The following is a 19,371-nucleotide window of genomic DNA, read 5'->3' as shown; positions in this document are numbered from 1 at the left end:
TTAGGGGTAGGCCACCATGGCTGCGGTTGACAACGAGGGCAAACTTCGCGAGTACCTCAAGCAGGTAACCACCACGTTGCGCCGGACCCGCAAGCGGCTCCGCGACCGCGACCGGGAACCGATCGCGATCGTCGGCATCGGCTGCCGTTTCCCGGGCGGCGTGCGCGAGCCCGAGGATCTGTGGAACCTGCTGGCCGACGGCGCCGACGCGATCTCCGGGTTCCCGTCCGACCGGAACTGGGACCCCGAGGGCCTGTACGCCGGCGCGGGCGACGCGGAGTCGACCACGCGCGTGGGCGGCTTCCTCTACGACGCCGCCGACTTCGACCCCGGGTTCTTCGGGATCAGCCCGCGTGAGGCGGTCACGATGGACCCGCAGCAGCGGTTGCTGCTGGAGACGGCGTGGGAGGCGGTCGAGCGGGCCGGGATCGACCCGCTGTCGCTGAAGGGCAGCGCGACCGGCGTCTTCGCCGGGGCCGGGTTCGGCGCCTACGGGCACGGCCTGGCCGAGGAGGGCGGCTCCGAGGGCTACCTGATGATCGGCAGCCTGACGTCGGTGATCTCCGGCCGGGTGTCGTACACCCTCGGCTTGGAGGGCCCCGCCGTCACGGTCGACACGGCCTGTTCGTCGTCGCTGGTGGCGCTGCACCTGGCATGCCAGGCGCTGAGGTCGCGGGAGTGCTCGATGGCGCTGGCGGGCGGCGTGGCGGTCATGTCGACGCCGTCGGCGTTCGCCGAGTTCTCCAAGCAGCAGGGGCTCGCCTTCGACGGCCGGTGCAAGGCGTTCTCCGCGGACGCCGACGGCATCGGCTGGGGCGAGGGCGCGGGCGTGCTGCTCCTGGAGCGGCTCTCGGACGCCCGCCGCAACGGCCACCCCGTGCTGGCCGTCGTGGCCGGCAGCGCGATGAACCAGGACGGCGCGTCGAACGGCCTTACCGCGCCCAACGGCCCGTCGCAGCAGAAGGTCATCCGCACCGCGCTGGCCAACGCCGGCCTGCGGGCCGACGAGGTCGACGCGGTCGAGGCGCACGGCACCGGCACGGTGCTCGGCGACCCGATCGAGGCGCAGGCGATCCTGGCGACGTACGGGCAGGACCGCGCGGACGGCCGGCCGTTGTGGCTGGGGTCGGTCAAGTCGAACATCGGCCACACGCAGACGGCGGCGGGCGTGGCCGGCGTCATCAAGATGGTGCTGGCGCTCCGCCACCAGGAGTTGCCCCGCACGCTGCACGCCGAGGAGCCCAGCCCGCACGTCGACTGGGCCTCGGGCGACGTGAAGCTGCTGACCGAGCCGGTCGCCTGGCCCGCCGACGGCCGGACCCGGCGCGGCGGCGTGTCGGCCTTCGGCGTCAGCGGCACCAACGTGCACGTGATCGTCGAAGAGGCCCCGGCGGCCATCGAGGAGCCCGACCCCGACGACGAGCCCGGCACCCCGGCGGAGGACCGCACCCCCGCCGCGCTCCCCGTGCTGACCGGCGCGGCCCCCGTGTGGCCGGTCTCGGCCCGCAGCACCGCGGGCCTCGCCGCCCAGGCCGCGCGGCTGCGCGAGTTCGTCCTGGCCAGACCCGAACTGGACGCGGCGGACGTGGCGTGGTCGCTCATCAGCACCCGGTCGCTCTTCGAACACCGCGCCGTGGTCGTGGGCCAGGACCCCGACGAGCTCTTACCGGGCCTGGCGGCGGTCGCCGCCGGTCAGCCGGGCGCGGGCGTCGTCACGGGAGTGGTCCCGGCCGCCGGCGCCGGCCGGGTGGCCTTCGTGTTCCCCGGCCAGGGTTCGCAGTGGGCCGGCATGGGCCGGGAGCTCGCCGCGAGCAGCCCGGTGTTCGCCGCGCGGATGGCCGAGTGCGGCCGAGCCCTCGCTCCTTACGTGGACTGGTCGCTCGACGGCGACCTCGACCTCGACCGGGTGGACGTGGTTCAGCCCGCCCTGTGGGCGGTCATGGTCTCCTTGGCGGCGGTGTGGCAGGCGGCCGGCGTGGAGCCCGACGCGGTGGTCGGCCACTCGCAAGGGGAGATCGCGGCTGCCGTCGTGGCCGGAATCCTGTCGCTGGAGGATGCGGCCAAGGTCGTGGCGCTACGCAGCAAGGCGTTGACGGCGTTGTCGGGCAAGGGCGGCATGCTCTCGATCGCCGAGCCGGTCGCCGCTGTGCGAAGCCGAATCGAGGCGTGGGCGGCCGGTGATCAGGCCGGTTCCCGCGCTGAGCCGGATTCCCTGGGGCGGCGGGTTTCGGGCGCCGAGTTCGATCGGGTGTCGATCGCGGCGGTCAACGGCCCTTCGGCGACCGTGGTCTCCGGTGATCCCGAGGCGCTGGCCGCCCTGCTGGCCGACTGCGAGCGTGACGGTGTCCGGGCGCGCATGTTGCCCGTCGACTACGCCTCCCACGGTCCCCAGGTCGAGGCGTTGCGCGAGGAGATCCTCCATCTGCTTGAGGGCGTGACCCCGCAGGCAGGCCGCATCCCGGTCGTCTCGGCGATGACGGGCGAGTTCCTCGAAGGCCCCGAGATGGACGCCCGTTACTGGTACGCCAGTCTCCGCGCCCCCGTCGAGTTCTCCCGGGCCGTCGAGGTGCTGGGCAGGTCGGGCTACGGCGTCTTCGTGGAGAGCTCGGCCCACCCCGTTCTGGTGAGCGCGATCGGCGACGCCCTCGACCGCCTCGCCGAGGACGACGCCTTCGCCCCGGCCCACGTCGTCACGGGCACCCTGCGCCGCGACGACGGCGGCCCGATCCGCCTGCTCGCCTCCCTGGCCGAGGCGCACGTGCGCGGTGTCCAGGTCGACTGGACCACCGTCGTCCCCGAGGCCGCCGTCGTGGAACTGCCGACCTACGCCTTCCAGCGCAAGCGTTACTGGCCCAAACCCATCCCGATCCCCGCAGCGGTCACCGGCGGCGAGTCGGCGGCCGAGGCCCGGTTCTGGTCGGCCGTCGAGGCCGGGGACGTCGCGAACCTGTCGCGGGCGCTCTCGGTCGACGGGAGCACCCTGCACGAACTCGTCCCGGCCCTCGCCGACTGGCGGCGGCGCGAGCGCGACGAGTCGCTGACCGCCGACTGGCGTTACCGCGTCTCCTGGGTCCCGGTCGGCGAACCCGCCTCGGTGTCGCTGCCGGGCACCTGGCTCGTCCTGGCCCCCAGCGGCGACGGCCTCGCCGCCGCGTGCGTGCGGGCCCTCACCGAGCGGGGCGGGGAAACCCGGCTCGTCGAAGTGCGAAGCGGGGTGACCCGGGCGGAACTGGCCGCCGTGATCGCCGCCGGAAATGCCCCCGTGACGGGCGTCCTGTCGCTGCTCGGGCTCGACGTGTCGCCGCTGCCCGAGCGGCCGGAGGTGCCCTCTGGCGTGGCGGGCACGCTGGCGCTGGTGCAGGCGCTCGGCGACGCCGGGCTGGCCGCGCCGTTGTGGGTGCTGACCCAGGGCGCCGTCACGACCGGGGACGGCGGGGTGCTCGCCAGCCCCACCCAGGCGCAGGTCTGGGGCCTCGGCCGCACCGCCGGAGTCGAGCACCCGAGCAGGTGGGGCGGCCTGATCGACCTGCCGCCGGTCCTGGACGACCGTTCGGCGGCCCGGCTCGCCGGGGTGCTCGCCGACGGGCGGGAGGACCAGGTCGCGATCCGGACCGGCGGGGTGCTGGCCCGCCGCCTCGTCCGCGCCGCGCCGCGCCGTCACGGCGACGTCTGGACGCCGCGCGGCACCGTCCTGCTGACCGGTGCGAGCGGGGCGATCGGTCCCGACCTGGCCGCCTGGCTGGCCGACGCCGGGGCCGCGCACGCCGTGCTGACCAGCCGCCGAGGGCCGGGCACGCCGGGCGCGGCGGTGCTGGCCGCGTTCCTCGCCGAGGCCGGCACGTCGGTGGCGATGACCGCCTGCGACGTCGTCGACCGTGACGCGCTGGCCGCGCTGCTCGACTGGATCCCGACCGTCGCCCCGCCGCTGTCCACGGTCATCCACGCCGCCGTCGCGGTCGAGCTGACCACCCTCGACCAGACCGGCGTCGACGACCTCGCCCTCGCGCTGAGCGCCAAGGTCGGCGGGGCCGCCAACCTCGACGCGCTGACCGCCGGGCTTGAGCTGGATGAGTTCGTGCTGTTCTCGTCCATCACCGCGACCTGGGGCGTCGGCGAGCACGGCACCTACGCCGCCGCCAACGCCCACCTCGACGCGCTGGCCGAGAACCGCCGCGCCCGCGGCCTGCCCGCGACCTCGGTCGCGTGGGGGGTGTGGAGCTCCGGCGGCCGGTTCGACGACGCCGGGGCGGGCGGTGCCGACCGGCCGCTGAGCCTCGTGCCGGAACGTATCCGCCGCCAGGGACTCAAGCTGCTCGACCCGGCCCGCGCCCTGTCGGTGCTGGGGCAGGTGCTCGCCGACGACGAGACCGTCCTGTCGGTGGCCGACGTCGACTGGCCGCGTTTCTCGGCCGTGTTCGGCGCGGTCCGGTCGTGGCCGCTGCTCGACGAGATCCCCGAGGCCCGACAGGCCGACGCCGAAACCCCCGGCGCGGCCGTCGTCACCTCGGCGGAGGCCGCCGCGCTGCTCGAACGCCTGGCCGGGGCGTCGGCCGCCCAGCGGGAACGTATCGTCACCGACCTGGTCGCCGGGCACGCCGCCGCCGTCATCGGCCTCGCCTCGGGCGGCGACCTGGAGGCCGGACGGGCCTTCCGCGACATCGGCTTCGACTCCCTGACCGCCGTGGAACTGCGCGGCCGCCTCAACCAGGCCACCGGGCTGCGGCTGCCGTCGACCGTGGTCTTCGACTACCCGTCCCCGGCGCTGCTGGCCCGGCAGATCGTCGGCCAGCTCATGGGCGCCCAGCAGCTCACGGCGGCGGCCTCGCGGGTCACGCCGGTCTCGGCCGCCGACCCGATCGTGATCGTCGGCATGGGCTGCCGGCTGCCCGGCGGCGTCGACGGCCCCGACGCGTTGTGGCGGCTGCTCGCGACCGGCGGTGACGCGATCTCCGGCTTCCCGGCCGACCGGGGCTGGGAGATCCCCGAGGGGGCGCTGGCGTCGTACACGAACGAAGGCGGTTTCGTCGCCGGGGCCGCCGACTTCGACCCGGCGTTCTTCCGGATCAGCCCGCGCGAGGCCCTCGCCATGGACCCGCAGCAGCGGCTCCTGCTGGAGACCTCGTGGGAGGCGCTGGAGCGGGCGGGCCTCGACCCGGTGTCCTTGCGCGGGTCGCTGACCGGCGTGTTCGCGGGCGCGGCGGCGTCCGGCTACGCCGCCCAGACCGGCTACGGCGCCGGTCTCGACGGCGCGGAGGCGCACCTGCTGACCGGCAACATCACCAGCGTCATCTCCGGCCGGATCTCCTACACGCTCGGGCTCGAAGGCCCGGCCGTCACCGTCGACACCGCCTGCTCCTCAGCGCTGGTCTCGCTGCACCTCGCCGCCCAGGCGCTCCGCGCGGGCGAGTGCGACCTGGCGCTGGCCGGTGGCGTGATGGTGATCGCCGACCCGGCCGAGTTCATCGGCTTCTCCGTGCAGGGCGCCCTCGCCAGGAACGGCCGCAGCAAGGCGTTCTCGGCCGACGCCGACGGCATGGGGCTGGCCGAGGGCGCGGGCATGGTCGTGCTCGAACGCCTCTCGGACGCCCGCCGCAACGGCCACCCCGTATTGGCCGTCGTGGCCGGGAGCGCGGTCAACCAGGACGGCGCGTCGAACGGGCTGAGCGCCCCCAACGGCCCCTCCCAGCAGCGGGTGATCCACGCCGCGCTGGCGGCGGCCGGCCTCGGCGCCGCCGACGTCGACGCGGTCGAGGCCCACGGCACCGGCACGGTCCTCGGCGACCCGATCGAGGCCCAGGCGATCCTCGCCACCTACGGCCAGGACCGCGACCGGCCCCTGTGGCTCGGCACGGTCAAGTCGAACATCGGCCACGCCCAGCAGGCCGCCGGGGTGGCCGGGGTCATCAAGATGGTGCTCGCCCTCCAGCACGACCTGCTCCCGGCCACGCTCCACGCCGACGTGCCCTCCCCGCACGTCGACTGGTCGGCGGGCGACGTCCGGCTGCTCACCGAGCCGGTGGCCTGGAAGGCCAACGGCCGGGTGCGCCGCGCCGGAGTCTCCGCGTTCGGGATCAGCGGCACCAACGCCCACGTCATCCTCGAAGAGCCGCCCCCGCCCGCCGAGGTCACGCCCGTCGAGCCGGGCCCCGCGTTGTCGGGCGCGACGGCCTGGCAGGTCTCCGCCCAGACCCCCGGCGGCCTCGCCGAGCAGGCCGGGCGGCTGGCCGCCCACCTCGACGCCCACCCCGGTCTCGACCCGGCCGGCGTCGCCTGGTCGCTGGCGACCACGCGGTCCCTGTTCGAGCACCGCGCCGTCGTCACCGGCACCGGCCGCGACGACCTGACGGCCGGGCTGCGCGCCCTCGCCGCCGGTGAGCCCGCCGCCGGGGTCGTGACCGGCGTCGCCGGGGCCGCCGGGCCGGTCGTGTTCGTCTTCCCGGGCCAGGGCTCGCAGTGGATCGGCATGGGCCGCGAACTCGCGGCCGCCTCGCCGGTCTTCGCGGCCCGGATGGCCGAGTGCGGCCGCGCGCTGGCTCCCCACGTCGACTGGTCGCTCGACGACGACCTCGACCTCGGCCGCGTGGACGTCGTCCAGCCCGCGTTGTGGGCCGTGATGGTGTCGCTGGCCGAGTTCTGGCAGTCGGCCGGCGTGATCCCCGACGCCGTCGTCGGCCACTCGCAGGGGGAGATCGCGGCGGCCGTGGTCGCCGGCATGCTCTCCCTGGAGGACGCCGCCAAGATCGTGGCGCTGCGCAGCAAGGCGCTGACCGCGCTGTCGGGACGCGGCGGCATGCTCTCGATCGCCGCGCCGGCCGACCGGGTCAGGGCGCTGGCGGGCGACCGGGTGTCGATCGCGGCGGTCAACGGCCCCTCGGCGACCGTGGTCTCCGGTGACCCCTCGGCGCTCGCCGAGCTGCTCGCCGAGTGTGAGCGTGACGGTGTCCGGGCGCGGATGCTGCCCGTCGACTACGCCTCCCACGGCCCCCAGGTCGAGGAGATCCGCGCCGAGCTGCTGACCCTGCTCGACGGCGTCACGCCGCGCCCCGGCGTCATCGCCATGGTGTCGGCGATGACCGGCGAGTTCCTCCGCGGCCCGGAGCTGGACGCCGCCTACTGGTACGCGAGCCTGCGCGCCCCCGTCGAGTTCGCCCGCGCCACCGAGGCGCTCGGCCGCGCCGGATACGGCGTGTTCGTCGAGGCGTCGCCGCATCCGGTGCTGACCGGCCCCGTCGCGGACCTGCTCGGGGACGCGGTGGTGACCGGCACCCTGCGGCGCGACGACGGCGGGCCGGTGCGGGCCCTGGCCTCGCTCGCCCACCTGCACAACCACGGCGTGTTCGTCGACTGGACCGCCGTGCTCACCCCCGGCGAGCGCGTCGACCTGCCGACCTACGCCTTCCAGCGGCAGCGCTACTGGCCCGCGAAGGCGGCGGCCGCCGCCCCGGAGGGACCGGTCGCCGACCGCGTGTTCTGGGCCGCCGTCGAGGGCGGCGACCTGACCGGCCTGGCGCACACCCTGGCCGTGGACGAGGCGCGGCTCCGCGAGGTGCTGCCCGCGCTGGCCGCCTGGCGGCGGCGCGAGCACGACGAGTCGCGGGTCGCCGACTGGCGCTACCAGATCACCTGGGCTCCCGTCACGGTGCCGGCCGCCGCGACCCTGTCCGGCACCTGGCTGCTCATCGCCCCTGCCGGTTCCGGGCGGGAGGTCCACCAGGCCATGATCGACCACGGCGCCGACGTGGTCCCAGTGGAGATCGCCCCCGGCGACTCCCTGGCCGCGCGGCTCCTCGACGTGCCCCCCGCGGCCGGCGTCGTCTCGCTGCTGGCCCTGGACGAGTCGCCGCTGCCCGCCGCTTCCGTCGTTCCCGCCGGTCTGGCCGCGACGACGGCGCTGATCCAGGCCCTGGGCGACACCGGCGTCGGCGCGCCCCTCTGGGTGCTGACGTCGGGCGCGATGGCCGCCGGGGCGGGGGAGGTCCCCTCAGGACCCGGTCAGGCGCAGACGTGGGCGATCGGCCGGGTGGCCGCGCTGGAGCACCCCGACCGCTGGGGCGGCCTCATCGACCTGCCCACGACGTGGGACGCCCGGACCGCCGGGCGGCTCGCCGCCGTCCTGGCCGGATGCGGCGAGGATCAGGTCGCGATCCGCGCCGGGGGAGTGCTCGGCCGCCGCCTCACCCGCGCGCCCCGGCCCCGCCAGGGTGACCGGTGGTCGCCCGGCGGCAGCGTGCTGGTGACCGGCGGCACCGGCGGCGTCGGCGGGCACGTCGCCCGCTGGCTGACCGGACGCGACGCCGCCCGGGTGGTGTTGTCGAGCCGGTCCGGACCCCGCGCGGCCGGAGCGTCCGCGCTGGCCGCCGAGCTGGCCCTCGCCGGGACCGACGTCGCCGTGGTCGCCGCCGACGTCGGCGAGCGGGCGCAGGTGAGCGGCCTGGTGGCGTGGATCGACGCGACCGGCCCCCGGCTGACCTCGGTCTTCCACGCCGCCGGGGCCGGACTCGGCGGCCTGGTGAGCGACCTGACCACGGCCGACCTGGCGGAGGTGTCGCAGGCCAAGGCCGGCGGCGCCCGGTTCCTCGACGAGGCTGCCGCCGGCCTGGACGCGTTCGTGCTCTTCTCGTCCGGCGCGGCGGCCTGGGGGAGCGGTCAGCTGTCCGGCTACGCGGCGGCCAACGCGGCCCTCGACGCCCTGGCCGAGGAGCGGCGCGGGCGCGGCCTGGCCGCCACCTCGATCGCCTGGGGCCTGTGGGGCGGCGGCGGCATGGGCGAAGGACCGGCCGGCGAGGCCCTGCAACGTCTCGGCGTGCGGGAGATGGACCCCGAGCCCGCCATCGCGGCGATGGCCGGGATCCTGGACGCCGGCGAGGCCGTCATGGCCGTCTCGGACATCGACTGGGCCCGGTTCGCGCCCGTCTTCACCGTCCAGCGGCCCAGCCCGCTGCTGGCCGGCCTGCCGGACGCCCGGCGGGCCCTCGACGACCTCACCTCCACCGGCGGCCCGGCGACGGAGGCCGGCACCGCGCTGGGCCGGCGGCTGCTCGGGCTGAACCGGCCCGAACAGGACCGCGTGCTCACCGACCTGGTCAGGGCCGAGGCCGCCGCCGTCCTGGGGCACGCCACCGCCGACGCGGTGCCCGCCGCGCGGGCGTTCCGGGACCTCGGCTTCGACTCGCTCACCGCCGTCGACCTGCGCACCCGGCTCAACGCGGCGACCGGGCTGAAGCTGCCGGCCACGCTCGTCTTCGACCACCCGACCCCGGCGGCGGTCGTCGCGTTCCTGCGCGACGGGCTGCTCGGGGCCGCCGGATCGGCCGCTCCGGCGGCGCCCGTCGTGGTCGCCGACCCGGGCGAGCCGATCGCCGTCGTCGGCATCGGCTGCCGATTCCCCGGCGGGGCCGTCACCCCCGAGGGCTTCTGGGACCTGCTGTCGACCGGCGCCGACGCCGTCTCGGCCTTCCCGACCGACCGGGGCTGGGGCGTGCACGGCGACTTCGGCGCGGGCGGGTTCGTGTACGACGCCACCGGCTTCGACGCCGCCTTCTTCGGCATCAGCCCCCGTGAGGCGATGGCGATGGACCCGCAGCAGCGCCTGCTCCTGGAGACCACCTGGGAGGCGCTCGAACGGACCGGCATCGACCCCGCCTCGTTGCGGGGCAGCCAGACCGGCGTGTTCGCGGGCGCGTCGTGGTCGGCTTACGGCACCGGACTCGACCAGACCGGCACCGAGGGCTACATGCTCACCGGCAACGCGACCAGCGTCATCTCCGGCCGGGTGTCGTACACCCTCGGGCTCGAAGGCCCGGCGGTCACCGTCGACACCGCGTGCTCGTCGTCGCTGGTCGCACTGCACCTGGCCGCGCAGGCGCTGCGCGCGGGCGAGTGCTCGCTGGCGCTGGCCGCCGGCGTCACCGTGATGGCGACGCCGGGGGCGTTCGCCGAGTTCGCCCGACAGCAGGGACTGGCCGGCGACGGCCGCTGCAAGTCGTTCGGCGCGTCCGCCGACGGCACCGGCTGGGGCGAGGGCGCGGGCGTGCTGGTGCTCGAACGGCTCTCCGACGCCCGCCGCAACGGCCGCCGCGTCCTGGCCGTGGTGCGCGGCAGCGCGGTCAACCAGGACGGCGCGTCGAACGGCCTCACCGCCCCGAACGGGCCCTCCCAGCAGCGCGTGATCCGCGCCGCGCTGGCGGGCGCCGGGCTGACCGCCGCCGACGTGGACGCCGTCGAGGCGCACGGCACCGGCACGGTGCTCGGCGACCCGATCGAGGCGCAGGCGATCCTGGCGACGTACGGGAAAGACCGCGAGCGGCCCCTGTGGCTCGGGTCGGTGAAGTCGAACATCGGCCACACCCAGGCCGCCGCCGGGGTCGCCGGGGTGATCAAGATGGTGCTGGCGCTGCGGCACGGCACCCTGCCGGTGACCCTCTTCGCCGACGAGCCGTCTCCCCACGTCGACTGGTCGGCCGGTGACGTGCGCCTGCTGACCGAGCCGGTCGCGTGGCCGGTGAACGGGCGGCCCCGGCGGGCGGGCGTGTCGGCGTTCGGCGTCAGCGGCACCAACGCCCACGTGATCATCGAGGAGGCCCCCGCGGCAGAGGAGGCCGCCGAGGCCCCCGCGCCGCGTGCGGTGCTGGACCCGCCGCCGTCCGCGTGGCCGCTCTCGGGCGCGTCGGCGGCCGGGCTGGCCGCCCAGGCCGGGCGGCTCGCCGCCCATCTCGAAACCCGCCCGGACCTCGATCCCGACGACGTCGGCTGGTCGCTGGCCCGGACCCGGGCGACCCTGGAGCACCGGGCGATCGTCACCGGCGACCTGGCCGCCGGGCTCGCCGCGCTCGCCGACGGCGTGGCCGCGCCCGGTGTGATCCAGGGTTCGGTCCCCGCCAACGGGCCCGGCCGGGTGGGCTTCCTCTTCGCGGGCCAGGGCGCGCAGCGCGCCGGGATGGGCCGCGACCTGTACGCCGCCTCGCCCGCCTTCGCGGAGGCGTTCGACCACGCCTGCGCCCTGATCGAGGCCGAACTCGGGTTGCCGATCCGGGACGTGGTCCTCGGCCGGGGCGGCGCGGCCGATCACGACGCGGCCGCTCAGGGCGCCGTCTCGGGTGAGTCCTCCGCCGATCGGACGCTGTATGCGCAGACCGGGCTTTTCGCCGTGGAGGTCGGCCTCGTCGCTCTGCTGAAGGCGGCCGGGATCACGCCCGACGTGGTGGCCGGTCACTCCGTGGGCGAGATCGCCGCCGCGCACGCGGCCGGGGTGCTCACCCTGGCCGACGCCTGCCGCCTGGTCGCCAGCCGGGCCCGGCTGATGCAGGACCTCCCGGCGGGCGGCGCCATGGCCGCCGTCGAGGCGGCCGAGGACGAGATCGCGGCCGACCTGGAGCACGTCTCCCTGGCGGCCGTGAACGGCCCGTCGTCGGTGGTCGTCTCGGGCGGCGAGGCCGCCGTCGAGGCGGTCGTCGCGCGGTGGCGGTCGCGGGGCCGCCGGGTGCGCCGCCTGCGTGTCAGCCACGCCTTCCACTCCGACCTGATGGACCCCGTCCTGCCCGGGCTCGGGGTGGTGGCCGTCGGCATGGAGCACACGCCGCCCGCCGTGGCGTGGGTCGGCGCGCTCACCGGCGAGCCGGTGACCCGGCCGGAGCCGCGCTACTGGGTCGACCAGGCGCGTCAGCCGGTCAGGTTCGCCGACGCGGTGACCGCGATGGCCGCGCAGGGCGTCACCGTCTTCGTCGAGATCGGCCCCGACGGCACGTTGTCGGCGATGGGCCCCGCCTGCGCCGACGGCACGTTCATCCCGACGGCCCGCGCCGACGCCGACGCGGCCGCGTCCGTGCTGACCGCGCTCGCCCGCGCCCACGTGCACGGCGTGGACGTCGACTGGCCGGCGATCCTGCCCCCGGGCCGCCCGGTCGACCTGCCCACCTACGCCTTCCAGCACGAGTACTACTGGCCCAGGCCGCTCCCCGAGACGACCGGCACGGGGGCCGCCACCGAGGCCGAGGCGCGTTTCTGGGCCGCCGTCGAACACGGCGACCTGGCCGGGCTGACCGGCGCCCTCGACGTCGACGGCGAACGCCCCTTCAGCGAGGTGCTCCCGGCGCTGGCCTCCTGGCGGCAGCGCGACCGGGCGGAGTCGCTGACGGCCGGCTGGCGCTACCGCGTCTCCTGGACGCCGCTGCCCGCCCCGGCCCCCGCGCCGCTGACCGGCACCTGGCTCGTCGTCGCCCCCGACGACGCCGCCCTCACCCGCGCCTGCGTCGAGGCCCTGACCGGCGCGGGCGCCCTGGTGGTGCTGGCCGAGAACGGGCTCGACGCGGTCGAGGCGGCGCTCGCCGACGCGCCCGAGCCGGTGGCGGGCGTGCTCTCCCTGCTGGCCCTCGACGAGGAGCCGCTGAGCGGCACCCCCGTCGTCAGCGCCGGCCTGGCCGGCACCCTCCACCTGATCCGGACGCTGGCCGCCCTCGGCGTCGGCGCGCCGGTCTGGGCGGCGACGTGCGGAGCCGTCTCCACCGGCCCCGACGACCCGCCGGCCCGGCCCGTCCAGGCGCAGGTCTGGGGGCTGGGCCTCATCGCCGCCCTCGAACACCCCGACCGCTGGGGCGGCCTGGTCGACCTGCCCCCGGTTCTCGACGGGCCCGCCGCCGCGCGGCTGACCGCCGTCCTGGCCGGGTCCCTCGCCCCGGGCGAGGACCAGGTCGCCGTGCGCAGCGGCGCGGTCCTCGGCCGGCGGCTGCTGCCGGCCCCCCGTCCCGACGGCGCCGGCGTGTGGACGTCGGCGGGCAGCGCCCTGGTCACCGGCGGCACCGGATCGGTCGGCGGCCACGTGGCCGCCTGGCTGGCCGGGCGCGGCGTGCCCCGGGTGGTGCTGGTGTCGCGGTCGGGCCCGCGTGCGGCGGGCGTCGCCGAGCGGGCCGCCGGGCTGGCCGCCGCCGGGGCCGCCGTCTCGGTGGTCGCCTGCGACACGGCCGACCGCGCCCAGGTGGCCGGGCTGCTCGACTGGATCGACGGGAGCGGGCCCGCGCTGCGGTCGGTCTTCCACGCCTCCGGCGTCGCCCAGGGCTCCCTCGTCGTCGACACCACCGTCGCCGACCTGGCCACCGCCGCCGCCGCGAAGACCGCCGGGGCGGCGCACCTCGACGCGGTCACGGCCGGGCGCGACCTCGACGCGTTCGTCCTGTTCTCCTCCGGCGCGGCCATCTGGGGCAGCAGATTGCAGGCGGCCTACGCCGCCGCCAACGCCTTCCTCGACGCGCTGGCCGCCAACCGGCTCGCCCGGGGGCTGCCCGCGACCTCGGTGTCGTGGGGCCTGTGGGGCGGCGGCGGGATGGGCGAGGGCGAAGGCGGCGCCCAGCTCCAGCGGCTCGGCCTGCGTGAGATGGACCCCGGCGCGGCGATCGGCGCGCTGGCCGCCGTCCTCGACCGGGGGGAGGACCTCGTCACCGTCGCCGACCTCGACTGGGCCCGCTTCGCCCCCGTCTTCACCCTGCACCGGCCCAGCGCGCTGATCGGCGACCTCCCGCAGGTCCGCGCCGCGCTGGCCGAACCCGACGCGGACGCCGGCGGCCCGGCGACCGGCCCGGCGACCGAGCTGGAACGGCGGCTGCGCGGCCTGGCCCGCGCCGACCAGGACCGGATCCTGACCGACCTGGTCCGGACCGAGGCGGCGCTCGTCCTGGGGCACTCCTCACCCGACGCGGTGGAGGCCGCCCGGGCGTTCAAGGACGTCGGCTTCGACTCCCTCACCGCCGTCGAGCTGCGCGACCGGCTGACCTCGGCCACCGGCCGGCGGCTCCCGGCCACGCTGGTCTTCGACTACCCGACCCCGGCCGCGCTCGCCGCCCACCTGCGGGCCGACCTCACCGGCGAGCAGGCTGCCGGCGCGCCGGTCCACGTCCGGGCGACCGCCGCCGCGGACGAGCCGATCGCCATCGTCGGCATGAGCTGCCGCCTGCCCGGCGGCTCGGACACCCTGCCCGGCTTCTGGACGATGCTCGCCACCGGGACCGACGCCATCACGGCGTTCCCCACCGACCGGGGCTGGGACGCCTTCGCCCCCGACGACGGCCATGAGGGGACCTTCACCCCGGTCGGCGGGTTCGTCTACGACGCCGGCGACTTCGACCCCGCGTTCTTCGGCATCAGCCCCCGCGAGGCGCTCGCGATGGACCCGCAGCAGCGGCTCCTCCTGGAAGCCTCCTGGGAGGCTTTGGAGCAGGCCGGCATCGACCCGGCGTCGTTGCGCGGCACGCCCGCCGGGGTGTTCGCCGGGGCCTGGTCCTCCGGCTACGGCATGAGCCTGCGACCGTCGGCCGACGCGGCCGGCACCGAGGGCTACTTCCTCACCGGCAGCGCGACCAGCGTGATCTCCGGCCGGGTGTCGTACACCCTCGGACTCGAAGGCCCGGCGGTGACCGTCGACACGGCCTGCTCGTCGTCGCTGGTCGCCCTGCACCTGGCCTGCCGGTCGCTTCGGGACGGCGAGTCGTCGCTGGCCCTGGCCGGCGGCGTCACCGTGATGGCCACCCCCGGCGCGTTCGCCGAGTTCGCCCTGCAGCAGGGGTTGTCCGGCGACGGCCGGTGCAAGTCGTTCGGCGCGGGCGCCGACGGCACCGGCTGGGGCGAGGGCGCCGGCGTGCTCGTCCTGGAACGCCTCTCGGACGCCCGCCGCAACGGCCACCCCGTGCTGGCCCTGGTGCGCGGCAGCGCGGTCAACCAGGACGGCACCTCGAACGGCCTGACCGCCCCCAACGGCCCCTCGCAGCAGCGGGTGATCCGCGCCGCCCTGGCCGACGCGGGGCTCACGCCCGCCGACGTCGACGCCGTCGAGGCGCACGGCACCGGCACCGTGCTGGGCGACCCGATCGAGGCACAGGCGCTGCTCGCCACCTACGGGCAGGACCGCGCGGACGACCGGCCGCTGTGGCTCGGCTCGGTGAAGTCGAACATCGGCCACACCCAGGCCGCCGCCGGGGTCGCCGGGGTGATCAAGATGGTGCTGGCGATGCGGCACGAGTTGCTGCCCGCCACCCTGCACGCCCAGGAGCCGTCGCCGCACGTCGACTGGTCGGCGGGCGAGGTGCGGGTGCTGAGCGAGCCGGTGGCCTGGCCGGCGGGCGAGCGCCCGCGCCGGGCCGGGGTGTCGTCCTTCGGCGTCAGCGGCACCAACGCGCACGTCGTGCTGGAAGAGCCGCCCGCCCCCGAGGCGGTGGACGCGGCCGAGACCGCGCCGCCGGTGCTCACCGGCGGACCGGCCGCCTGGCTGGTCTCCGGCAACGACGCGGCGGCGCTGGGCCGCCAGGCCGCGCGTCTCTCCGGGCACCCGGGCGACGCCGGCGACGTCGCGTGGTCGCTGGCGACCACCCGGACGGCCCTCGACCACCGCGCCGTGGTCGTCGGGTCCGGCCCCGGCGACCTGGCCGCCGGGCTGGCCGCCGTGGCGGCGGGCGAACCGGCCGCCGGAGTCGTGACCGGCGCGGTCCCGTCCGGGGACCGGCGCGTGGTGTTCGTGTTCCCCGGCCAGGGTTCGCAGTGGGCCGGGATGGGCCGGGAACTCGCCGCGACCAGCCCGGTGTTCGCCGCCCGGATGGCCGAGTGCAGTCGGGCCCTGGCCCCCTACGTCGAATGGTCGCTCGACGACGACCTCGACCTCGATCGGGTGGACGTGGTGCAGCCCGCGTTGTGGGCGGTCATGGTGTCCCTGGCGGCGGTGTGGCAGGCGGCCGGCGTGGAGCCCGACGCGGTGGTCGGCCACTCGCAGGGGGAGATCGCGGCGGCCGTGGTCGCCGGGATCCTCTCCCTGGAGGATGCCGCCAAGGTCGTGGCGCTGCGCAGCAAGGCGCTGACCGCGTTGTCGGGCAAGGGCGGCATGCTCTCGATCGCCGAGCCGGTCGCGGCAGTGCGCGACCGGATGGAGGCGTGGGCGGCTGGTGATCAGGCGGCGGTCGGGAGATCCCATGCTGAGCCGGATTCTCCAGGGCGGCGGGTGTCGATCGCGGCGGTCAACGGCCCCTCGGCGACCGTGGTCTCCGGTGACCCTGAAGCGCTGGCCGCTCTGCTGGCCGACTGCGAGCGCGACGGTGTCCGGGCGCGGATGTTGCCCGTCGACTACGCCTCGCACGGTCCCCAGGTCGAGCGGTTGCGCGAAGAGATTCTCACCCTGCTGGAGGGCGTGACCCCGCAGCCGGGCCGCATCCCGGTCGTTTCGGCGATGACCGGTCAGTTCCTCGAAGGCCCCGAGCTGGATGCCCGCTACTGGTACGCCAGCCTCCGCGCCCCCGTCGAGTTCGCCCGCGCGGTCGAGACCCTCGGACAGGCGGGCTACCGCGTGTTCGTCGAGTCGTCGCCGCACCCCGTGCTGGTCGCGGCCGTCACCGCCACCCTCGAAGGGGCCGCGGCCCCGGTCGTGACCGGCACCCTGCGCCGCGACGACGGCGGCCCCGGGCGCATGCTCCTGTCGCTGGCCGAGGCCCACGTGCACGGCGTGGGCCTCGACTGGCCGAAGGTCCTGCCCGCCGGCAAGCGGGTCGACCTGCCCGCCTACGCCTTCGAACGGCGGCGCTACTGGTCCCGGACGACCGTCGGCGGCGCCGGGGACGTGCGCTCGGCCGGGCTCGGCTCGGTCGGCCACCCGCTCCTCGGCGCGGCGGTCGAACTGGCCGGCGGGGAGGGCCTTGTGTTGACCGGGCGGTTGTCCCTGCGCGCCCAGCCGTGGCTCGCCGACCACGCCGTCGGCGGCACGGTGCTGCTGCCGGGCACCGCGTTCGTGGAGTTCGCCGTCCGGGCCGGCTACGAGGTCGGCTGCACCCGCGTCGCCGAACTGACCCTGGCGGCCCCGCTGGTCGTGCCCGCCACGGGCGCGGTCCAGGTGCAGGTGGTCGTCGCGGCCCCCGACGACGACGGCACCCGGGCCGTGGACGTGCACGCCCGCCCCGACGGCGCGGAGGGCGGCCCGTGGGTCCGGCACGCGGGCGGTCGGCTCGCCCCCGACCGGCCCGCCGACGCCGCGCCGGCCGACTTCCTGGTCTGGCCGCCGCACGACGCCGACCCCGTCGACGTCACGGACCTGTACGAGCTCCAGGCGGCGGGCGGCTACGGCTACGGCCCCGTCTTCCGCGGCCTCCGGGCGGCCTGGCGGCGCGGAACCGACGTCTTCGCCGAGATCGCCCTGCCCGAGAGCGCGGCCGCCGACGCCGCCAGGTTCGGCGTCCACCCCGCCCTGCTGGACGCCGCCCTGCACGCCGCCGCGCTGCTCCCGGACGCGGGCGGCGACGGCGGGGTCCGGGTGCCCTTCGCCTGGACCGGCGTGTCGCTCCAGGCCGTGGGCGCGGCCACGCTGCGCGTCCGGCTGGCCGCCGACGGCGCGGGCGGCCTCGCCCTGGACGCCGCCGACGCCACCGGCCGGGCCGTCGTGTCGGTCGAGTCGCTGATCCTGCGGCCCATCACGGCCGACGCGCTCCAGGCGGCCGGGACCGGCCTGCGCGACGCCCTCTTCGGCGTCGAGTGGGCGCCGGTCGGCGCGGAGACGCCGTCAACCGGCAGGTGGGCGCTGATCGGCCCCGACCTGTTCGGAATCGCGGACGCGGTGGGGGCGGAGGCCCACGACGACCTGGCCGCGCTGGCCGAGGCGATCGAGGCCGGGCAGCCCGCGCCCGACGTGGTCGTGGCCCCGGTCGGGTCGACGGCCCCGGAAGCGGGCGAGGCGTCGCGGCGCATCGCCGCCGACACCCTGGCCCTGGTGCAGCACTGGTCGCGGCTGCCCGCCTTGTCCGACGCCCGGCTGGCGGTCGTCACCCGGGGCGCGCTGGCGGCCCGGCACGGCGAGCCGGTGCCCGACGTGGCCGCCGCCTCGGCGTGGGGCCTGGTGCGCTCGGCGCAGTCGGAGGAGCCCGGCCGCCTGGTCCTCGTCGACCTCCCGGCCGACGACCCGGCCGCCGCCGCCATGTTGCATGAGGCCCTCGCGGCCGGGGAACCCGAAGTGGCCGTCCGCGACCGGGTGATCCACGGACGCCGGCTGACCCGGGTGGCGAGCGGGCCGCGGCCGGAGGCGGACCCCGTCTCCGGCACGGCCCTCGTCACCGGCGGCACCGGCATGCTGGGGGCCCTGGTCGCCCGCCACCTGGCCGCGACCGGCCGGGCCGGGCGGCTGCTGCTGCTCAGCCGGTCGGGCCCGGCCGCGCCCGGAGCCGCCCTCCTGGCCGCCGACTGCGCGGGGGCGGGGGCGGAGGTGCGGATCACCGCCGCCGACGCCGCCGACCGGTCCGCCCTGGCCACGCTGCTCACCCGGACGGAAGAGCTGACCACCGTCGTGCACACCGCCGGCGTGCTCGACGACGGCGTGATCGGCTCGCTGACCCCCGCCCGGATCGACGCGGTGGTGCGGCCCAAGGCCGACGCCGCCTGGAACCTGCACGAACTGACCAAGGACCGCGACCTGTCGGCCTTCGTGCTCTTCTCGGCGGGGGCCGCCACCTTCGGCGCGCCCGGCCAGGGCAACTACGCCGCCGGGAACGCCTTCCTCGACTCCCTGGCCGCCGCCCGCCGCGCTGAGGGGCTGCCCGCCGTCTCGCTCGCCTGGGGCCTGTGGGCCGGGGCCAGCTCGATGACCGGGCACCTCGACGCGGGCGACCGCAGGCGGGCCGGCCGGGGCCTGATGGGCGAACTGAGCGTCGGCGACGGCCTGGCCCTCCTCGACCTGGCCATGGCCCGGGACGAGGCCCTGCTGGTCCCGGCACGGCTGAACGTGGCCGCGCTGCGGGCCTCGCGCGGCGAGCCGGCGGCCCCCCTCTGGCGGGTGCTGGCCGGGCCGTCCCTGCGGTCGGCGTCGGCCGCCGGCGGGGCCGACGCGGCCCGTTCACTGCGGCAGCAGTTGAACGCGGTGGTCGAATCGGACCGCGACCGGATATTACTGACCTTGGTTCGCACACACGCGGCCGCCGTTCTCGGACATTCTTCGGCGGACGCCGTGGGAACCGGCCGGGCATTCAAGGATCTGGGTTTCGACTCGCTGACCGCACTGGAGCTGCGCAATCGGTTGAACGCCGCCACGGGACTGAAACTGCCCGCCACCCTCGTATTCGATTATCCGACGCCGTCCGCGATCTCCGAGCTGCTGCTGAAGGAGATCGGATTCGCCCAGGCCGACACCGGTTCGGCGGTCCTGGACGAGGTCGGGAAACTCGAGAAGATGGTTCGGGGAATTTCTCTCGAAGACAGCGCGAAAACCGTATTGGCGGCACGTGTGAAAGCCCTTCTGCTGACATTGGAAAGCGGCCCGGAAACGGCCGCTGGCCAATCGGACGACAACGATCTAAAAGCAGCGACGGTCGAGAACATCTTCGATCTTCTCGATCACGAGCTCGCCGAATAACGAGGGTCCGGGCC

Annotated in this window: 1 protein-coding gene; it reads left to right on the top strand. The window is 76.5% G+C overall.

The features are described from left to right. Nucleotides 1-16: 16 nt before the first annotated feature. Nucleotides 17-19,357, top strand: coding sequence for a type I polyketide synthase (locus AW271_RS42690; RefSeq protein ID WP_062342606.1), 19,341 nt, complete (start codon nucleotides 17-19; stop codon nucleotides 19,355-19,357). Nucleotides 19,358-19,371: the final 14 nt, after the last annotated feature.

The sequence above is a fragment of the Herbidospora sakaeratensis genome (genome assembly GCF_001570525.1).
GTDB lineage: Bacteria > Actinomycetota > Actinomycetes > Streptosporangiales > Streptosporangiaceae > Herbidospora > Herbidospora sakaeratensis.
This window is presented reverse-complemented; position numbering and strand designations above follow the sequence as displayed.